The following is a 19,038-nucleotide window of genomic DNA, read 5'->3' as shown; positions in this document are numbered from 1 at the left end:
TGCCTATGTGGCAGAGAACCAAAAACGCCCGCTTTGCCACTCTGTGAACTTTTTCTAAGCTGCCTATGTGGCAGAGAACCCTTCCCTTAAATTGCACGAGCATTACGGAATTTTCTAAGCTGCCTATGTGGCAGAGAACTATGGTTATACATTTGAAATTAGGGCGAAAAATTTCTAAGCTGCCTATGTGGCAGAGAACGTAGATCCTGACGCCTACAAAAAAGCCATCGATTTCTAAGCTGCCTATGTGGCAGAGAACTGATCACGCCTCTAGGTAATCCTGCACCAGGGTTTCTAAGCTGCCTATGTGGCAGAGAACTGAAAGTATTCTGAATTTTCAGCAAGCCATGATTTCTAAGCTGCCTATGTGGCAGAGAACCCTTAGCAACAGCTTGGGGTAAGACACAAGGTTTTCTAAGCTGCCTATGTGGCAGAGAACGGTCACAGGTGAAGTCACGACGCGATCTTACATTTCTAAGCTGCCTATGTGGCAGAGAACACTAGAATAACAAGCAAAAAATAAGTTACAACAGATAGCTAGGTAAAATTAGCCCTTTTTACCAAACTTTCTAGCACTGTCGTAACCTATTGTTTTATTTTTTGATTTGTTAAAGAGCAAAATTAAAGGTTAAAACTGGGGAATACTTGCAAACAGTCCTGCTTTGTTATCGTTTGCACTCAAACCGTAACAATTAAATACACCCACCTGCCGATCTACAACTTCAACTCTTTTAATAAATAATGGAAACTTTTGACTTCCACCTAAATTACGCTGTTTAGTTTCTTGGCTTTCTAACCAAATAAAAGGTAATTTGGCTTCATCTCTATTTGCTTTAGGCTTGCTTTTTTCCAGTGACTTCAAACATTCATTAATCGGTTTATCAAATTTACTAGATAAGTATTCAGCCTTAGCTTGCATCTTCTTCTCAACACCGATTAAGCCTTTAACTTGCTGTCGAATGAAACAAACATGCGATACATTTTCAGGTACAGGTTTTATCGACTTAATATGCGTGTAATCTTCAAGACGGTTTAGCCATTTGGCGATATTTAATTTAGTGAGTTGAGACTCTTCATTAGCGAGTAACCTCAATTGATCACCTAACGGAAATGCTTGCTCTGCATAGCGAGGAAAACTCACTGCAATCACTGACTCGTTTTTATCTACTTTATTATCAACTAATGCAATATGTACTTGTTGATAAACCTTTTGCCAAAGAAAGCCGAGATTGACGTCCGAATCTGGTAAAAGGGTTATGTCGAGATAATAGTTCATAGGCACCTCTCGCTTCTTTTACTTAGATGACTTACTAAATACACCACCACGAATTAAATTAGCGGTAACATATGCTTGTTGCTCTGGGAGTAATTCGCCATCATTTACCCAATCCACCATTAATGAATATAAGTCACCTTCTTTTTTATTTTTACGAAAAGCATCACCTATTTGGGTAACCGCACCGAAGGGCTCAATCGCGATAGGCTGGCCCTGTTCTTCGTATCGATTATACCAAGTATCAATAGTGCGAACCGCATTACCTATTTTTACATTATGAATAGCAGCGCAGCCTTCAAGTTTAAATAATACCTTGCCTTTTTCACCCATGTTCATTTCTTGTGAAGGGAACACGTGTTGTTGATTGCCTAATTTCACAAAGGCATTAATTTCAACCAGCACAAAGCTTTGTTGATCACCTTGCAAACCCTTAGCAATGATCGTTGCTAACTGTTGCAACTCTACATTACCACTAGATTTTTCAAACTCATTTAAAGAAAAGTCATAAGCATTAAATTTAAAGCTACTGTCCCCTGCTTTGACAATAATCATTATTTCTTCAGCACCAACACGGTTACGCCATAAAAAACGCCCATTGGCTAAGTTGTAAGCATAACGATAAGCTAAGGTATCAATCCCTTCACTTTCTTTAAAATCCGTTGTTTTAGCTTTAATTGCATCACTAAAAGCAGGTGAGTTACAGCCAAAAGGAACACCTAGATTACCTACTACTCGCAAACTAAAGCTTACTTTTAATGTGTTATGTTTCAGCGGTAGGTTAGCATCATCACTATCTGATGATACGGGATTAGGCTTGGTTTTATCCGCATCACTTGTGCCATGTGCACTTTGAGTAGAGCGGTTTTGTCTTTTGGTAATGGGAATAGCCTGCCATTTTGCAACAGATGCAATATTTTCCCACTCGCCTGAGAACATTAAAGCGTCGGAAGTTTCAATTTTACGTTCAAAAGCTAACATACTTGGTAGTTGGATAGTCATAGATCTTACCTTTTTAAATTAATAATAAACTTCATCGGATGTTGGTTCGTTGGTTAATTCTTGGAATTCTGTTACTACGCCTTGCTGACACAAATACCAACCTTTTTCATAAGTCGCATAGTTCCACACACTCGCTTGCCATTGTTCTTGTTTTTTTAGGCGATGCACGCTTTGCCATTCGCCAACAGAGTGTACGGCTTCGACAAAACACAGATCTGTTACAGAGTCTCTAGCACCGTCAATTTCTCCTGCAGCGTAAACATCTGTAATGGCTTTATAACCTGTCATTATTGGCACCAAGTAACCCATTTGTTGTGGTTTTTTGACGTATTCCCAATTTGCTGATGTTTTTCCAGTGGGCTCTAAGTAACTTTGCCACTGTGTTAAAGTTTTCGGGTTAATACTTTCCTGCTGCTCTGAAAAGTAAGTAATGATCTCATTCGGTAGGTTTTCTTGTTGATAGGGCTGACTTTTATGCTCAAGCCAAATATCATTCAACGCTGAAAGCAATGCGGATTTTTCTGCTTGCTTGGCCAAGTGCTTATCTAATAATTCACAGGCAGGTCTAGCCACTTGTTTTAATGCAATAAAGTCAAACCATGCATCTAGTAACTCGGCTTTGGGGTTACTCTCTTTAATAGTTGAAAAATGCTCTGATAAAAAGTCAGATCTATCTTGTAAAATAAAACCAGGTAGTAGCTTTCTTCTAGTGCTTTTAAGTTGCTCTTCATTCGCTAAATCCACAATATCTACATTTGCAACAGATAACACCGTTCCACCAGCCAATCGCTGTATTTGACATGCGTTTTTAATAAACGCTATCAATAAGTCTTGTAAACCACCTAAGTAGCCATCTACTGGTATTAATAAAGAAACCGTCATATTCATTTTGGCTTCTTCATTAATTGCAGGATCTTTGAGAATCCCTTTGTCAAATTTCAAACTTAAATATTGCGCTGTTTTATATTGTGAAAACCTTGTGATAGCGCCATCTTTATAAGAGTGGGCATGCTGTTCATGAGCTACAACCATGCAACCATTTAGAGCTAAGTTACTTAAGTCACTATTAGAATTAAGCTTTCTATTTAGATTATGACTAAAGCCTAAAAAGTGAGTTATTGCTGGAAACCCCCAAGTAAAACCAGACGCTGCATTAGCGTTTTGAACCTTAATTCTTTCAATTAACAGGTACTGGCTCATACTGTTTTCTCCTGTTGAGTTAATCTTTTTTCATCAAACTCTTCTCTAAAATTAGCTTTAAATATTTTCTTCCATAACTTGCTATGTGAATCTTGTGGCGTAAATTTTTCGCAGGTTTTAGCTAATCGATTATTTAGCCAACTGGCAAAGTCTTGAGTAATGACCGCCTGCCAATCACTATTATTTTTCATCGTTATAAATTCTTCATCTTGGCGATAACAATCTAATAATACTTGGTGCTCAGGCTTTAACTTAATATCTTCGGTAACAGACCATCCCACCGGCAAGGCTTGTATAGTTTTCACGTAAACCAGTACCTCATCAGCTAGGTTCTCTATCCACTGTTCAACCCAACGCATGCGTTTGGGATCTTTAATGCTAAGTTGCAAATTCTCGAAGCGTGTTAAAAAATCCGATAAATATTGAATATTTTCTTTTACTTCATAATTCCTAGATAGTTCGTAAAAAAAGTTTGTTTTATAGATAGGGGCTTTTAGCTGTGAATGCCAAACGGGCGGTTGACAAGAAAATAAACCTAAGCGACCGCCTCGTTTACCATTTAACTGAGAGGCATTACCGTGATTACTTGCCGTAATGGAAATACTTGCCCTATTAGGAAAGTTGAAATAGGTTTCCTCTGAATACTTATTACTATTTTTTATTTTAAAAGCATTTTTTGAATTTCGACGAGAAAACTCAAATAAAGCCTGAGCTTTAGATGAAGAAACCACATTGCAAAGAAGATGATAGTGGATACTAAGGCTAGCTGTACTTATAGGAAAATATGTTTGCTTCAATAAAAAATGAGCCCGAGGTTTTCCTCTGCTTGTCGCTGCTGCAAACCCCTGATTCCAAATCTGCAGTTGCTCATGGTTTTTGGCAAAGCTTTCTAGTAAACCTGTATCTAAACTTACAAATTCACTGACTAATTTTTTACCACTAACTTCCAACTCTAAGAATTGATATATCGGTGAATATTGATTCCCTTGTACTGCACCATCAATAGCAACATTAGCTAAACTAGCCGTAGATAAATGGGTATTTTTTGCTGCTTCAGTGGCGCTAAAAAGTGAAGGGCTATCAATAATAGAGTGCGTTAATTTAGTCACATGTGTTGCAAAAGTAACATTTTTGGCGTTTTCCGATGCCCAAGTTATCCATGTTTCGGGGGCATACTTGCTGACGAGAAATTGATTTTTAGCGTTTATATCGTTATGTAAGCTTTCAAAATTTATTGAAATTGGCTTTTCACTAAACTCTTTCAGCAAAGTTATTTGCTCTAAAATAAACGCAGTTTCTTTTTGCTCATCGTTTTTTTTATTTTTCCGATTATCAAAAATAAAGGCCAGATTTTCATTGTTAAAAAAATCTTCTTTTTTATAGGTATTGCCAATTTTTTTAAATAATATTTTTAAATACTTGGCAAAGTCAGCCTCATATTTATCAGCGAGAAATTTAATAATAACGCCTTTCCAGCCCTCATCATACTCACTAGTTAAGTGTTGTTTTTCAGCCATTATTTCACCTCTTGGTAAATTCCTAAATTAGAAAAATATTTGTATTCATTTATGTCATTTTTTTTGTAGCTAACTAGCCTTAACTCACCAAAACGTAGAGAGGTATCTTCTACGCTGATATCAAAATCAGTTGCTAGTTCTGCGTATATACTTAGTGGGTTTAAATCAAACCAAAAACTAATGCCCTCAGCTGACACAATGACGGGGTCTTCTTCAATGGAGATACCAGAACCTGATAGCGCCCCCATCTTAGGCGGATAAAACGCTTCGTTCTTCCACTCCCATGTCAGTTCATCGCTCTTGTAGAGTAAATACAGAACTTCATCTTTGGCTGATTTTCTGAAGACTTGTAAGTTTTGTAATACCCCACACCAATGTGCTTGTTCCTTCCACCAAAGTTTGGCTGAATTAGGGTTTTTAAATAGCTTTTCAAGCAATGCTTGATGCTCTAATGCCACCAAGTTGTCTAGCGGTTTTCGCTTGCTTTTAACCACTCGCTCTGCCGCATTAATAGGTTGATATTGTGACTCTTTCAATATTTCCTTTAAGGTATGCTCATTCAGTTTGAGTTTTAAGTTTTCCACCTCAAAGCCAGGCTGATTAAAACAGCGTTCACTACCTTTAAGCTGTTTGATATTTTGGTTAATGAGTAAAATATTCTCTTGCTCAGGAAGATGGTCACGATGTCTTAACACCCGTCCAGCTATCTGAATAATCGAACGCATAGAGCTAGGTTCAATGATCGCCCAGTCATAATCATGGTCACGACCGACCTCCGCTACTGGTGATGCTAATACAATAAATATCTGATTTTTGGCAGCTGTTTTTTTTACTCGATTTTGTAACTCTTGAGGCGGCCAGTTTTCCTTACGATTCAATATATGATCTAGCTTACTTTCTAAATTAGAACGTACGGCCAATGGATAACGGCTGTGGTAAACACATAAATGTATATGAATATCTTCGGGTATAGGTGAGTTTAATAACGCTTTAGCGACTGCAATCATTGGATTAATATTAGCCATGCGCACTAAACCAATAGAAATTTTATTATCATCTAGCATTACGTGGTTATTTTTATGCAAGACAAGAGCGCCCTGCATAATTGTTTGAGCAAAATTGATATAGATATTGCCTGCTACAGCCAGATTATCGATAATTTCAGCTTTATGCTTTACCGCACCTAAACTTAAATATTCTGCCCGTTTTTTCACGTACTTCTCGTGCTGCTCTTTAAAGCTTGAAAAATCTCGAACTTCTGCTTTATTAGTACCACCCTTTGAGCGTTCATCAAACCAAGCGCAGTTAACACTTTTGTTCCAATCTGAAATATTCACTTTGGCATATTCAGCCCAACCTGCTTGATACGCTTGAAAAGCAGCAAAAGCTAAATCTGGTGGCATGGTGGCAGTAGAAAGTAGAACTCGGCTACCTAACATGCCAGCCCAATAAACCAACCGACACAATGCAGGTAAATCTTCTAAGCCGAAATCATCGGGTTCATCAATAACTAAATCAGAGGAAAGTAGTCTTAACATCGGGCCGATTTGTTTACCGCCTTTGGTGCCATCTGTCGCTGGAATTAAATGATCAATTGTGCAAACCAACACAGGCGCTTGCACAAGTTTTTCAATGCGGGGGTTAGCGCCAGTCCAAGTGTATAAACTGTGTTCTACACCTGATAAATCATAATCAACAAATAATTCTGGATCTAAAAAGTCTTCAACCGACTCACTGCCTGTTCCGAAGCTTTCTTCAGCTGTTTTTTTATATTGCTCATTTTCAAATAAGGCTTTAGAAGCAGAGCCACCGACGGCAATCGCTAATTGCTCTACAGTTAAATCCAATTGCTTACGATATTCTCGACCTGTTTGTAAGGTGAGTGTTCTTAAACCCAGCGCAACGGTAAAACGACAATCTTGCTCTTTATTCGCCAAGGCATACATAATTTTGGCATTTGCTAACGTTTTCCCCCTACCCGTCGATGCCATATTAATACCAAAAAAGCCTTGCTTCTTACTGGATTCACTTAGCTCTAAGGCCACTTTTTGTGCTGTGATTTGCCAAACGTATTTATCATCAGCTTTGGTATTTTTTAAAAATTGATTCTCTTCCAACGCTTGTAAGCTGCTTTTTAATTGTGGCAAAGCGCCTACAATATCTACCGCATGTTTTGCGACACCAATTAAGTGCTCATCAAGCTGTTGCTTAAGCGCTTTCGTCTCCCTATCTGTATTAGCAAAAACTTGATAATTAGGGCTTCGCCATTCTGTGGCGGTCTCTTTTTGTGCCGAATAATGATGATCGGCAAGCATCAATGCCATTCGCGCAAGATGACTGGTAAACAATTCATCATGTAGCAGGTTTTTATCAGATATTTGATTGATATTTTGTAACGCATTATCTGCCGCCTCTATAACTCTCAACCGCCATTTTCTGCTTTTATATGGCAACCCATCACTATGAAACGTCCAGTTATCATGTAAGAAGCTTTGGCTATCTTCGTCATTAAAGTTATAAGAATTCCAGAAAACTTGTAACTCCACGGCAAACCAACTGTTTAGTGGACTAATTCCATTCTTATGAAGAATTGCGGGCGATGTTTCTTGAGTTAAAGCCTTCTTCCAACCAGGTACAAAAGGCAACTTGTGATGGCTAAGTATTAACCAACCAACTAACTGAGCAAAAGGTGGTAAATCAAATAGTGGGTTATTTCGACCAGCGCTAATACCATCTTGATAAATTTCATCATTATTGCTTTGATCTATTTCGGTTAACGCAACTAGCCACTGCTCATCAGTTTTATGACCCACAAATGCTTGAAAAATTCTTAGTGATATCCATTCGTGCCTTACTGGTTCATATTTATTTTTACCTTCGCCTTTCAATTTCTGCTGAAATAAAACATTTACCTTACCAAAGTCGTGAAACAACGCGGCAATAGCAACTGCATTTTTCATTAAACCTAAACTTTGCCATTTTTCTTTATCTATAAACTGTGCAATATCACCATCGGTATAGTTAACAGGCACAATACCCTGTCCATTAAATTTACTTTTATTCCCCACGACCCACAGTAATTGGCTACGCGAACGACTTCGGATCCAGTGACAACTCACCGCTGTACTTCGACTTGCGGTTTTGCGCAGCATTTTTTTTACTGTCAGTAAGCCATCTTCAGTAATCAGGGTTTGCCACGTGTTATCACCAATGCGGTTAGCAAATGCATCGAGCACACGACGTGTCTTTTTGAGGGCGTTCTTTTCACATTGAGAAACAAACGTCACCATCATAGGTTTTGTTCCTCTCTTTGATCGGCAGTGTAATCTTGTAAGGCTATGTTCTTTACTGTATCGAACATAAAGTCGAGGGTTTTATGATCGGTAAAAGCTTGTAGTACCTGCTGCCTAAACTCTTGCTCCGTAGCGTTTTCTTTCGTACAAATAAACGCCCAAGGTAAAACGATGGCATCTTTGATAAGATCCGCGACATCAAAAACCAATGCACCTCTGCGAGTTTTTCCATGCATAACAGCAAAGCCATGTGGAATACCTAACACCCACAGGCAGCTTGCCGCTAAGCCATAGGCGAGATAGTTACCATGATTTAAAAAGTCGTTGGCTTTGTCTTGTGATTGATGCTGACGTTTAAAGTTGCTGAGCTTGGTGTTATTAGCAGCAAATTTATAAAGTACTTTGGTGAGTTGGGCTTCGGTAAGTAGTAAATCTGATTGTTTTGTTGCTAGATGGGTTCGGGTATGAAAAGTCTCTAAGGCCATTTGAATTTGAGCGTCGGAAAAATCAAACCCATCCATTTTTAAGTCACGATCTTTACTCCACACCCTTTCTAGATAATGGATCCGTGCCTGTTGGAAAGTTTTCGCAGCATGGAGGCGTTTATCATCATCGAACCAAAACTGCATCCAACCGTGTAGATACTCCGTAGGTCTATATTCACTTTGCGGCGTTAACCACTCGACTTCGTTTGCCATGTAGAGTGGTGTTCCGCCTCCTCCACAGAATCCTACTAAGACACCAGCTTGCGCTAACATACGCATTGCAGCCTGTGTTATAGAAGTGCCATTGCCTAATAAGATGACAGTCGTATTCGCTATCGGGATATTGAAATATTGATTTTCTTTCTTTGCTTCGGTGAGATAAAGCACTCGCCCATCTTTCTGCATGACACGGCAATATTCTAAATAGAACATATTGGCTCGCTTTGAGTGCAAAACGACCTTTAAATCTGAAGGCGAGAAATCATCCATGAGTTATCCATTTCACTATTAAGCATGCTATAGGTTAAATAGGATAGCTTATACTGTATAGGTAACGTTATGACGGGGATCACTATTCATAAATAGTATTAATAGTGTTAGATCTATTAGTTTAGTCCACAAAAAAGCGAATACATGAACGACTCGACGTCATTTAGGCATTCGCTTTATGGTTTATCAACAATACTGCTTAAATCAAGTTTGTTGCTTCTAATTCTCAGCGATCAGCATTAATTCCACGCGACGATTGCACGCTTTGCCACTACTTGAGTTATTTGAACATTCAGGCATTAACTCACCATAGCCACGCGTGTATATTGCTCTGTGCGAGACTTGCTGGTTAAGCAGTAAAGTCTTAACCGTTTTGGCGCGTTGTTCAGAAAGTCGTTCATTAAGAGTTTGATTACCCGTGCTATCCGTATGCCCATCTAAGACTACTTGAACATCTGGGTGTTGGGATAAGTAACGCCCTAAGTTCGCTAACCAAGAAACCGATGACGGTGACAGTTGGGTTGATCCACTTTGAAAGTGAATATTGTGCTTAAGCTGAATCATTGTGTGCTCACCCGGTAAGACATCGTAACCGACACCGAGCGATCCTAGGTAGTTTTCCAAAGATCCATTCAGTGATTGATGAGGCTGAGCGTTTGATACATAGCTAGGATCAACAACCATATATTGTGGATAAGGGTCGGCTGGCAAGCGCCCCCACTCTGGGTACTTCACTTCATAATCTGTTTTCGGGGCGACATCAAGCATATTATTATATGGCATACTCTGGCACCCTACTAATAACAGGCTGATTAATACCGTCAATGATTTCATCTCGACCCCTTGATTTATTGCGAGTTAGTTCTGTTACTAGGTTATCGGCAATAAAGCAGAAACTTTAGTTATTTTCCCTAAAAAATCGTAATAATACTTCCGTTATTACCCTTAGTAGGTAAAATTAAACTACCTCAATTTATGTGAAATCATTATGTTAAAAACAATCTCAAAATTCGCTTTAATTGCGACCAGTTGTTTTGCTGTTATCGGTTGTAGCGAAGAAGCGCCAGCAACTCAAACAACTACAGCCTCAGTTCCACAAGAAGGCGTGCAGTACCAACGTTTACCAAACGATTTATCGCAATACAACCTGCCACCCGTTACCGAGATATTCTCATTAACATGTGGTCATTGCCGCCAGATGGAAGATAACATTCCAACGTTAGAACAGCTCACTTCACACCGCTTTGGCAAAATGCACGTCATTTTCAACGAGAGCGCTCAAATTGCTGCCATCATTTATTACACCGCTGAAATGCAATTAGGTGAAACGCCTGATCATGACTTTATGATTGAGCTATTCGCCGCGGTACAGATGGGTGGAGATGTGACCCCTGAAGAGCAGCAAGCCGCAATTAGTGATGCCTTTGAATCTCGCCAGTTAGTCAGCCCATACAACCTATCGCCTGAGCAACAAGAGCAACTATTCCCGTACTTAGATATGGCACAAAATGCATCGGTTGATGGTGAGATTAACTCTGTTCCTACGTTTATCGTACAGGGTCAATATCAAGTGATCACGGGTGGTCATGAGAATATCTCTGCAATGGCAGACACCATTACATACCTTCTAAACAAAAAAGATTAAGGGACTATCATGTCTAAGTTTATCGTTCCGGTTATTGTTTTTATCTTAGCGGGTTTTATGATCTACCGTACTTGGGTGAACCATAAAGCTTCTGAGAAAAACATTGAAATTAGCAAAGCATTCTTAGTTGAAAATAGCCAAAAAGAAGGCGTAAGAACAACGGAAAGTGGTCTGCAAATTTTAGTACTACAAGAAGGGACTGGCACTGAGCACCCAACAGCAACAAGCAAAGTGAAAGTACACTACCACGGCTCATTAATTGACGGCACAGTATTCGACAGTTCAGTTGAGCGTGGCGAGCCGATTTCATTTGGCTTAAACCAAGTCATTAAGGGCTGGACGGAAGGTCTACAGTACATGGTTGTTGGTGAGAAAGTGCGCCTATTTATTCCTAGCCAACTTGGTTATGGCAAAAACGGCACTGGTCCTATTCCACCAGCGAGCGTTTTGATCTTTGATGTTGAATTACTTGATATTCAGTAACCTACTTTAAGCTCTATTTTGTTATCATCACTCTGTGAGTTAGCATAAAAAAAGACCAGTATGATGCACTTATTATAACGGTGCTTATACTGGTCTTTTTGATCAAGCGGCTAGAAGATATACTCTAACTCTACTCCCCAGTTTCTACCTGGTTCAGTGCGACGATCTAGACCATCTTCACCGCTATTTCGACCCTCTAAGTTGCTATACAGCCAGTATTTTTCATCAAAGGCATTAAATAAACCAGCTCTTAATGTCAAATCCTGTTGTGGACGATAATAAGCGGTAATATCAGTCACGGTATAGCTAGGTGCTGTCATATTATCTTCATCACTCCAATCACTGCCTGACTTATTCGCCACTGCTTGTAATGAAATTTGACCACCATAAATTCGCTGCGGATTATGGTAACCCACTGCCACGTAACCAGTGAGGGGCGCTATCGAATCAATGGCTTCACCTGTCTTTTTATCCGAACCTTGTGCATACGCTAAGTTAAACTCGGCGTACATGCCTTGAGGAGCATTGAGCAGGTGATCTAAGCTAATTAATGAACTTAACTCTGCACCGTAAATTTCTGCTTTAGCGATGTTGACATTGGTATAAGTCACATCACCAGTATCACTCATCCCTACCTGATCCAGTTCGATAAAGTTTTTGTAGTCATTGTAGTAAGCGGCGACTTCAATACGACCAAATAAGTGGTTATAGCGTGTCCCAATCTCGTAACCAACACTCTCTTCTGGTTTTAAGTTGGGGTTTGAAACGATTTCATAGCCATGCCCACCATCACGTGAGTAATACAGCTCATCCAAAGTTGGCGCTTTGAAACCCTGACTGACCTGAGCAAAAGTACTTAACGATTCAGATAGGTGGTAAACCGCTCCAATACGTCCAGTTACAGCGTCATTGTTGCTCTTCTCAAAGCCAGACGACGAATCTGGTTTAGCGGTAAAGTTGTCGTAACGTAAACCAAAGTTCATCACTAAACGATCATCGAGGTAAAAGCCCTGATCTTGAATGAAAATACCCCATTTTTGCGAATCGGCCTGAGGGACTTCTGGAGCCGCACTTTCCTCATACCCTTTATCATAGAAATAGTTGGTATATTGCAAATCAAAACTATCTTGGCTAAAGCTTAAACCGTAATTGAGTTCATGATAGCTAGCATCCAGTTCAAAGGCCTTATCAAATTGGGAGTGAAACTGTAGGCTCTCTTCTTCACCATTTCGCTGGCGATTTCGATATTCGTTCATATCAGTATGATCATACGTATCATGGTTTGAGTAGCTGGTTTGATAAGCAAGACTCCAATCAAGGCTATCAAATGCATAGTTATTGGCTTGCCATAAATGTTCGATACTCACCCTACGGCGTTGATCTTCATCTTCAGCACTATTTCGCGTATAAGTATAACCAGGCATAAACGAGTAGCCTTCTTTGGATAAAATATCCCCTTCGCCGCTACGATTAAACTGCTCAAGTGTTAAGCCGATACGGTGATCATCATTGGCTTGATAGAAGACTTTTGCCAAAATATTGTCAGATTGAATATCAAAAGGATCGGCTTGACCACGATCCGGACCGTTAATGTCAGCACCATCGCCATGCGTTGCTACCTCATGACCGTCTTTATAGGTGTACATTAATAGCGTTTCCCAGCGACCGGTTCGATTTGCTAGTGTCGCTGTAGTTTTAAAACTCTCATCAACACTTGCATAGCCTGTTTTAATGCTGACATGGGTATCATCACCTTCACCGAGTAGGTCTGATGGGTTTTTCGTACGCATGATAATTGCGCCGCCCAATGCATCACTACCATATAAGCTAGAGACTGGCCCTTTATTAATTTCAACCGCTTGCAAGGTATCGACTTCGATTGTGCCCTGCCCTTTACGCATGACATCATCATCACCAGCCCCAGTATTGTAACTTGAGCTTTGCTGGATCCCATCGACAACAATCTTAACGTAGTTCTCATCACGGCCACGGATATTAAAGTTGCTAAGACCAAAACGCCCTTGACCTTGCATCGATACGCCTGGCTCTGAGGCTAATGCTTGCTTTAAATCGCCAGCCATTTGGTTATCAAGATCTTCTGCCGTTACAGTACCAATTGAAGAAGCAACGTCCTTTAAATTTTGCTCTGAACGCGTCGCTGAAACAACAACCTCATCAAAAGTAAAAGCCGTTGACTCTTCAGCCGATACTGACGCTGCCATGGTACTCAAGCCGAGTGCCAAGTAGATAGAGTGAGATAAGTGTGTGCGATAAAACATCTAAGTGATTCCTTATACCTAAATTTAGACAATAAAGTGCTAAGGACAGTGGCGAACCACTGACCGAATATATTTATAAATGAGATAACTAGAGCAAGAAGCGAGTTAGGTTAGCGGTTGCTTCTGCTTAGCAAGGTGACCTTCGGTTAAGTGGACAATCTCCACCATTTCGTCACCGCTGACATCAAACGCCTGACCAAAGCCCTTCACGTAGCGACCTTTTTCTGGGGTTAAACGATAAAGATGGAAATCACCTAATTGGCTTAAGTTATCGATGATGTCACCAAAGCGTTGGCGTAGTGCGTGCAGTGCATCTTGCCCACCCACTGAATCTTTATTAACTTGTTGTGCGACCGTATCAAAGCCAAGGCGACGGCGGGCATAAACAGATTTTGCTTGCGATTCATCTTCAATCATCATGATAGAGACACTACGCGATGACTTAAGGTTTTGCCCATGCTGAGCTAAATCACTCACTAATATAAAGTAACCTTCTGCTGTGTATGCAAAAGGCGAGTAACTTACGTGCGGAATGCCGTCATTAAGCGTTGCAAGTTGTAATGTTTTGCATTGGTCTCTAAACGCTTGGATCTCTGGGACTAAACGGCTTTGTAAACGCTCTTGTTTCGTATCTATCATGCTGCTAGCTCTTCTTTTAGTGCCATAAAGGTTGCGATTTGCTCTGGGAATAAATTGCGTGCTTTGTCACGACCTAGGTAGACCTTAAAGACACAATCCCCGTGCATATCATAAAAACCAATGTAGTGACTTTCCATGGTCATAAAAGGCTTACTTACAAATGCGATACGTTCAATTAAGTCGATACGTAAGTGCCCATGAAGCCCCTCTTTACCCATAATGTTATAGTAACCATGGGCACATTTTCCTTTCGGGAACGGATTTTTAAATTCAAAGATAGAGCCTAATGACTGGACAATTGTGGTCACTTTACCCCACTCCGGTAGCAAAGAAAGTACCGCTTCTGTATGCGCACCATCAACCGATGTCATCATGTCACCAGGCAGTGCAAACGTCGCCTCGCCTTCTGTGATGTCTAATGCCTCACTAAGCGTTGTCAGTGATTGATTTGGATCGACTTCCAATACTTGAGCTACCCTTGTTTTTACCTCTTCATGGCTTTTTTTCAGATACATACCTTCTTCCTTTTATGCGACTTTTGCTTGATTATTATTTTGAATAACTTGTAGTAAGTTCTGCGCTAATGTTGTTGACCAAAACTGTCCGGCCAACGTTAATGCCATATAGTCTTGGTTCACTTCTGCTAAACCATTCTTTTTCCAGGCTTTAAACAGCGGTAAACACTGCTCATATAGCGATCTTTCTGCTGCTGAATCCAATGCGTTACGAGCCAATACGCCACGATCAAAAGCATGTTTGATCAGACTCATCATTGGGGCTTGTGGCGAACTTAACATTGCTCCCATCACTGGAAATTCGCGCTTTTTAACCCCTGCAATATAGGTATCCATATCACGAGACTGCATGATGTTCAGCCCGCCAAAATTACCGCCTGCACCTGCACCAACAGGCAAGACTTCAGCGGTTGTTTTCGCCAAACTATTATAGATGCTGCGCTCACGGTTACCCGATGCCCAGTGGTTAATGCTCAATCGGCGCTGATGATGATTCGCCATAAAATCAACGCCCATTTTGTACATGGTTGCTTTCATTGCCGTATCGGCTGGCATTGGTAACTTGCCCTGCTTAATGGCGAGTTCCATAGGCAAGCCTTTCATCTCAATCAGTTGGTACAGGTCCACACCATCAACGCCAACTTCAAGGTAGGTTTCTAAATCTTGTTGCCAATTTTCAAGTGTTTGATAAGGAAGACCATAAAGAAGATCCATCACAATAGGCGCACTTTGATAGCTCACCATTGACTTTAAGCGCTCAATAACATGGTCACCGTCATCAAGACGCTTAGCACTGCGGCGCACTTTAGTATCAAAGCTTTGCACGCCAAAAGAGAAACGGTTAAAGCCTCCCTCTAGTGCCGATTCAAATTTATCATTGCCAAAACGGTTCACTCGCCCTTCTAAGGTAATTTCACAATCAGGAGTCAAAGGGAAGTATTGGCGTATTGCTTGACCAAGTTGGCGAAGTTGCTCTGCAGAGAGATCGGTCGGTGTCCCGCCGCCAACATAAACGGCTTGAAAAGGTGCGGATTGGGTCCATGCTAAACTTGCTTTCCATTTTATTTCTTCAAGTAAAACACTGAAATACTGCGCCATCATTTGTTCTGAAGAAGCGTATTGGAAGAAATTACAATAAGTACAACGCACTCGACAAAATGGAATATGGATATATAGGCAACGTTGAGAATGAGGCTCTGCAGGACAATCAAGCGCTTGCTTTAATTCCGCCTGCACCTTATCAGACGGCACCATTTGCATACTTCCTCCAACGTGTGGCCCTTTTTTGCGAGCAAAGGAAAAACGCAGCGGATCTGGGGTCGATAGCCCCACAAGGTCGGTATTATCAAGGTCAATTACAAACATGATTTATTTCTACATCAGCATTTTAAGTAATGAGTTTTCACTCGAGATGCTATTTATACTACACAACCGAAATGCAAACGCAAATAATAATTGATCTCATTTGCATTTGAGTGGATAATTCACCTTATCGGCTAACCCCTTCTCATCAGGAACTGAGATGAATGTAAAAAGATATGCGCTCTGTATTGTTTTTTCTTTTGTTATTCATGGCATTGCATTTTCTTCAAGTGATGAACCTATAGAGCTATCTATGGACTCAAACGATAATGGTACAACGGTAAGCTTGCAATTTGTTGCACCGACACCACCACCTGCGGCAACAGCACCAGTAGAGGAAAAGCCTAAAAAAGCCCCTCAAAAGGTGGAAAAAAAGCCGGAGCCAACGCCTGAAGTACAGCAAGAAAAGCCGCCAGTATCTAAGCCTAAATCAATAAAAAAGCCTGAACCGGTAAAAAAAGCACTACCTGTTAAGAAAAAAACGCCAAAGCCAGTTGAAAAAAAGCCAGAGCCTAAAATTGAAGAAAAAGTTCAGCCGATTGAAACAGCGCAGATAACAAAAGAACAACTGTTGGAAACAAAAAAGGAACCGAGTCATACCAGTAGCGCTATGCCTAAAATGGTCTCAAAGCCAAGTTTTAAAACCAAACCAACACCAATTAATTACCCTCGTTTAGCGAAACGTCGCAACTGGCAAGGAGATATTTTAATTGAAGTATGGTTAGACCAATCAGGCAAACAGATTAAACAACATATCGTGAATTCTTCCGGTTTTGATCTTCTCGATAGCACAGCGCTAAAAACGATTTCGAAATGGAAATTTGAGCAGTACCAAGAGTCTGGGCAACCTATTGCTCACCGTGTACAAATACCCGTCACCTTTAAATTGGATTAATACATGTTATTTTTTACTTCAATTCATGCGCAGTTAGGCTTAATGACCTGGCCACTCACTGTTCTCTCTTTATTAACCCTTGTTATTATTAGTGAGCGTATTGTTTTTTTAACCCTACATTCTCGCTCAAGAAGAAAAGATTTTATTAAGCAGCTTTATCAACAAAAAAGCCCGAGTGAGTTTTCAGCATTATCCTCTCAGTTATTAATGAAAAAAAGTACCTTTGAACAAGGTGCAGGCATGCTATTACGCCACGCTCATTTTGAGAAATCATTAAGAGAAGAGACCGTTAATATTTGGCTGCAAAAAAAGCGTCGTACTTACCTTGCTGGTATTCGTTTATTAACCATCATTGGCATTATTAGTCCATTGATTGGCTTACTCGGTACTGTGTTAGGGCTTATTGATATGTTTAAAGATTTGGCGACAACTCAAGGTTCTATTGAGCCAGCATTATTAGCCGATGGTTTAGGCTTAGCGATGTCTACAACGGCTGCAGGACTGCTTATCGCCCTACCTGCTATTACCAGTGCTCAACTCTTCACTTTATGGGTTGATAATATTCTGGCAAACATTGAACACGCTCTAAACCATTGTAACTTATACCTTGAAGGAGTTGGTTTAGAAGGGGAAAGTCATGATCCAATCGCAATCTAAATCGCAAGAGTCAGACTTTAGACCGGATCTAACTCCGTTATTAGATATCATTTTTATTGTGATGGTGTTTCTGCTATTAACGGCCAATATTAGCATCCAATCAATGACGGTTGATTTACCGACAACAGAAGAAAGTTCAGTCTTAAGTTCCACGGATAGCCCGTCATTAACCATTAATTTATTAGTTAGTGACCCCGTATGGGCTATTAATGACACGACGTTTGATACTTGGGAGCAATTCAGTCAGTCATTGATAGCGATGATTGAAAGTTCACCTAAACAACCGATTATGATTAATTCAGATAAACAAGTACCCGTTGAGCGTATGCTCCAATTATTTGCTTTTATGCAAAAAAATAATATTAATGCCACCAGCATCATCATGGAAGAGAAAATATAATGAACTTACTTACTACTCAATGTAATCGTCATGTAGCTAACCTGTCTTTATTGACGAGCTTATTTATTGCCACGTTCAGTTTTGCTGGTGTAAATAATAGTGAAGACAACCAACCTCTGCGTATTATTAGTGTCGGTTCGAGTGTCACTGAAATATTTTATGCTTTGGGGGTGGAAGACCAATTAGTCGCAGTGGATGTCACTAGTCGTCATTTCGTTCAAGAGAGCGGATTGCCTCAAGTGGGCTATCATCGTCAGTTGTCTGCTGAAGGTTTAATGGCGCTAAACCCTTCTCACCTTATTGGCTCAAATGAAATGGGCCCCAATAATACGCTTGATTTACTTAAAGCCAGTCAGGTCAATATCATTAATGTCTCTTCTGGAGATAACATGGATGATTTAGATCAGCGTATTGATAGGATTGCCTCGCTGACTGGTGCGCAAGACAAAGCAGAAGCGATCAAACTGCAAGTACAAAAAGAGCTGCAGCAGTTGGCCAATGACGCCCCTAAAAATCACCCTAGTATGCTGTTTTTAATGCTGAATAAAGAACGCCCTGCAACCGTTGCTGGCTCTGAGACATCCATCGATAAAATCATTACTCTTGCTGGAGGCACGAACCCAGCGGCTCAATCAATGCGCTCTTTTAAGCCTATTTCTTATGAAGCGATTATCACCATGCAGCCTGATTATTTATTGGTTAGTCAACGTGTATGGGATCAATTTGGCAGCGCTGAAGCCATCATTGCCGCTTTCCCGTTACTTGCCGCTACACCAGCCGGGCAAACCGCTACGATTGTACCCGTCCCTAGCAGTGCCATTATCGGTGGCTTTGGTCTAGAAAGCTTACAGTTATCACAATCACTCAATCAGCAAATTCGCTTACACGCCTTGGATTAAATTTT

The 19,038-nt window shown here is 40.4% G+C and carries 17 protein-coding genes and 1 CRISPR repeat array; of the genes, 6 read left to right on the top strand and 11 right to left on the bottom strand.

Features of this window, described 5'->3' with window-relative positions:
- Positions 1-51 precede the first annotated feature (51 nt).
- Positions 52-499: direct repeats of the CRISPR family, unit length 28 nt; unit sequence TTTCTAAGCTGCCTATGTGGCAGAGAAC.
- Positions 500-628: 129 nt separating this feature from the next.
- The 7 genes from cas6f to BCU68_RS16710 form a co-directional block, all read right to left on the bottom strand.
- Positions 629-1,276 carry a type I-F CRISPR-associated endoribonuclease Cas6/Csy4 gene (cas6f, locus tag BCU68_RS16740; protein WP_102565868.1) on the bottom strand — a complete coding sequence of 216 codons (648 nt, stop codon included), beginning with the start codon at positions 1,274-1,276 and terminating at the stop codon, positions 629-631.
- 18 nt (positions 1,277-1,294) lie between these two features.
- Positions 1,295-2,275 (bottom strand): type I-F CRISPR-associated protein Csy3, encoded by a 981-nt coding sequence (gene csy3 / locus BCU68_RS16735; RefSeq protein WP_102565867.1) that lies wholly within the window; start codon positions 2,273-2,275, stop codon positions 1,295-1,297.
- Positions 2,276-2,293: 18 nt separating this feature from the next.
- Positions 2,294-3,475 (bottom strand): type I-F CRISPR-associated protein Csy2, encoded by a 1,182-nt coding sequence (gene csy2 / locus BCU68_RS16730; RefSeq protein ID WP_102565866.1) that lies wholly within the window; start codon positions 3,473-3,475, stop codon positions 2,294-2,296.
- Positions 3,472-4,992 (bottom strand): type I-F CRISPR-associated protein Csy1, encoded by a 1,521-nt coding sequence (gene csy1, locus BCU68_RS16725; protein ID WP_102565865.1) that lies wholly within the window; start codon positions 4,990-4,992, stop codon positions 3,472-3,474. The genes csy2 and csy1 overlap by 4 nt, the downstream gene beginning before the upstream one ends.
- The gene (cas3f, locus tag BCU68_RS17200; RefSeq protein WP_102565864.1) at positions 4,992-8,285 is read right to left on the bottom strand and encodes a type I-F CRISPR-associated helicase Cas3f; all 3,294 of its coding nucleotides are present in this window, start codon (positions 8,283-8,285) and stop codon (positions 4,992-4,994) included. The genes csy1 and cas3f overlap by 1 nt, the downstream gene beginning before the upstream one ends.
- Positions 8,282-9,259 (bottom strand): type I-F CRISPR-associated endonuclease Cas1f, encoded by a 978-nt coding sequence (cas1f, locus tag BCU68_RS16715; protein WP_102565863.1) that lies wholly within the window; start codon positions 9,257-9,259, stop codon positions 8,282-8,284. The genes cas3f and cas1f overlap by 4 nt, the downstream gene beginning before the upstream one ends.
- Positions 9,260-9,478: 219 nt before the next feature.
- On the bottom strand, positions 9,479-10,042 hold the full coding sequence (locus BCU68_RS16710; RefSeq protein WP_241901399.1) for an OmpA family protein: 564 nt from the start codon (positions 10,040-10,042) through the stop codon (positions 9,479-9,481).
- 205 nt (positions 10,043-10,247) lie between these two features.
- Here BCU68_RS16710 and BCU68_RS16705 point away from each other — a divergent pair, with 205 nt between their 5' ends.
- Positions 10,248-10,904, top strand: a complete 657-nt coding sequence (locus tag BCU68_RS16705) for a thiol-disulfide isomerase (RefSeq protein ID WP_102565861.1) — start codon at positions 10,248-10,250, stop codon at positions 10,902-10,904.
- Positions 10,905-10,913: 9 nt separating this feature from the next.
- Complete coding sequence (locus BCU68_RS16700; RefSeq protein ID WP_102565860.1) at positions 10,914-11,387, top strand: FKBP-type peptidyl-prolyl cis-trans isomerase; 474 nt, start codon at positions 10,914-10,916, stop codon at positions 11,385-11,387.
- Positions 11,388-11,497: 110 nt separating this feature from the next.
- Here BCU68_RS16700 and BCU68_RS16695 read toward each other — a convergent pair whose 3' ends face one another.
- From BCU68_RS16695 to hutW, 4 genes are all read right to left on the bottom strand, one after another.
- Positions 11,498-13,666, bottom strand: coding sequence for a TonB-dependent hemoglobin/transferrin/lactoferrin family receptor (locus BCU68_RS16695; RefSeq protein WP_102565859.1), 2,169 nt, complete (start codon positions 13,664-13,666; stop codon positions 11,498-11,500).
- Positions 13,667-13,771: 105 nt separating this feature from the next.
- On the bottom strand, positions 13,772-14,305 hold the full coding sequence (gene hutZ, locus BCU68_RS16690; RefSeq protein WP_102565858.1) for a heme utilization protein HutZ: 534 nt from the start codon (positions 14,303-14,305) through the stop codon (positions 13,772-13,774).
- Complete coding sequence (gene hutX, locus BCU68_RS16685; protein WP_102565857.1) at positions 14,302-14,820, bottom strand: heme utilization cystosolic carrier protein HutX; 519 nt, start codon at positions 14,818-14,820, stop codon at positions 14,302-14,304. The genes hutZ and hutX overlap by 4 nt, the downstream gene beginning before the upstream one ends.
- A gap of 12 nt (positions 14,821-14,832) precedes the next feature.
- Positions 14,833-16,185 (bottom strand): heme anaerobic degradation radical SAM methyltransferase ChuW/HutW, encoded by a 1,353-nt coding sequence (gene hutW / locus BCU68_RS16680; RefSeq protein WP_102565856.1) that lies wholly within the window; start codon positions 16,183-16,185, stop codon positions 14,833-14,835.
- Between the two features lie 157 nt (positions 16,186-16,342).
- On the opposite strand from hutW, the gene BCU68_RS16675 reads away from it, so the two are divergent.
- The 4 genes from BCU68_RS16675 to BCU68_RS16660 are packed head-to-tail and all read left to right on the top strand — an operon-like array spanning position 16,343 to position 19,033.
- Positions 16,343-17,077, top strand: a complete 735-nt coding sequence (locus BCU68_RS16675) for an energy transducer TonB (RefSeq protein WP_102565855.1) — start codon at positions 16,343-16,345, stop codon at positions 17,075-17,077.
- A 3-nt stretch (positions 17,078-17,080) separates the two neighbouring features.
- The gene (locus tag BCU68_RS16670) at positions 17,081-17,734 is read left to right on the top strand and encodes a MotA/TolQ/ExbB proton channel family protein (RefSeq protein WP_102565854.1); all 654 of its coding nucleotides are present in this window, start codon (positions 17,081-17,083) and stop codon (positions 17,732-17,734) included.
- Positions 17,715-18,134, top strand: coding sequence for a biopolymer transporter ExbD (locus tag BCU68_RS16665; RefSeq protein WP_102565853.1), 420 nt, complete (start codon positions 17,715-17,717; stop codon positions 18,132-18,134). Before BCU68_RS16670 ends, BCU68_RS16665 begins: the two co-directional genes overlap by 20 nt.
- A complete protein-coding gene (locus BCU68_RS16660) occupies positions 18,134-19,033 on the top strand; it encodes an ABC transporter substrate-binding protein (RefSeq protein WP_102565852.1) in 900 nt (299 codons plus the stop codon). Before BCU68_RS16665 ends, BCU68_RS16660 begins: the two co-directional genes overlap by 1 nt.
- Positions 19,034-19,038 lie beyond the last annotated feature (5 nt).

The organism is Vibrio sp. 10N.286.49.B3, from assembly GCF_002873395.1.
Classification (GTDB): Bacteria; Pseudomonadota; Gammaproteobacteria; order Enterobacterales; family Vibrionaceae; genus Vibrio.
Note: the sequence above shows the minus strand (reverse complement) of the source record. Positions and strands in the feature narration are given on the sequence as shown.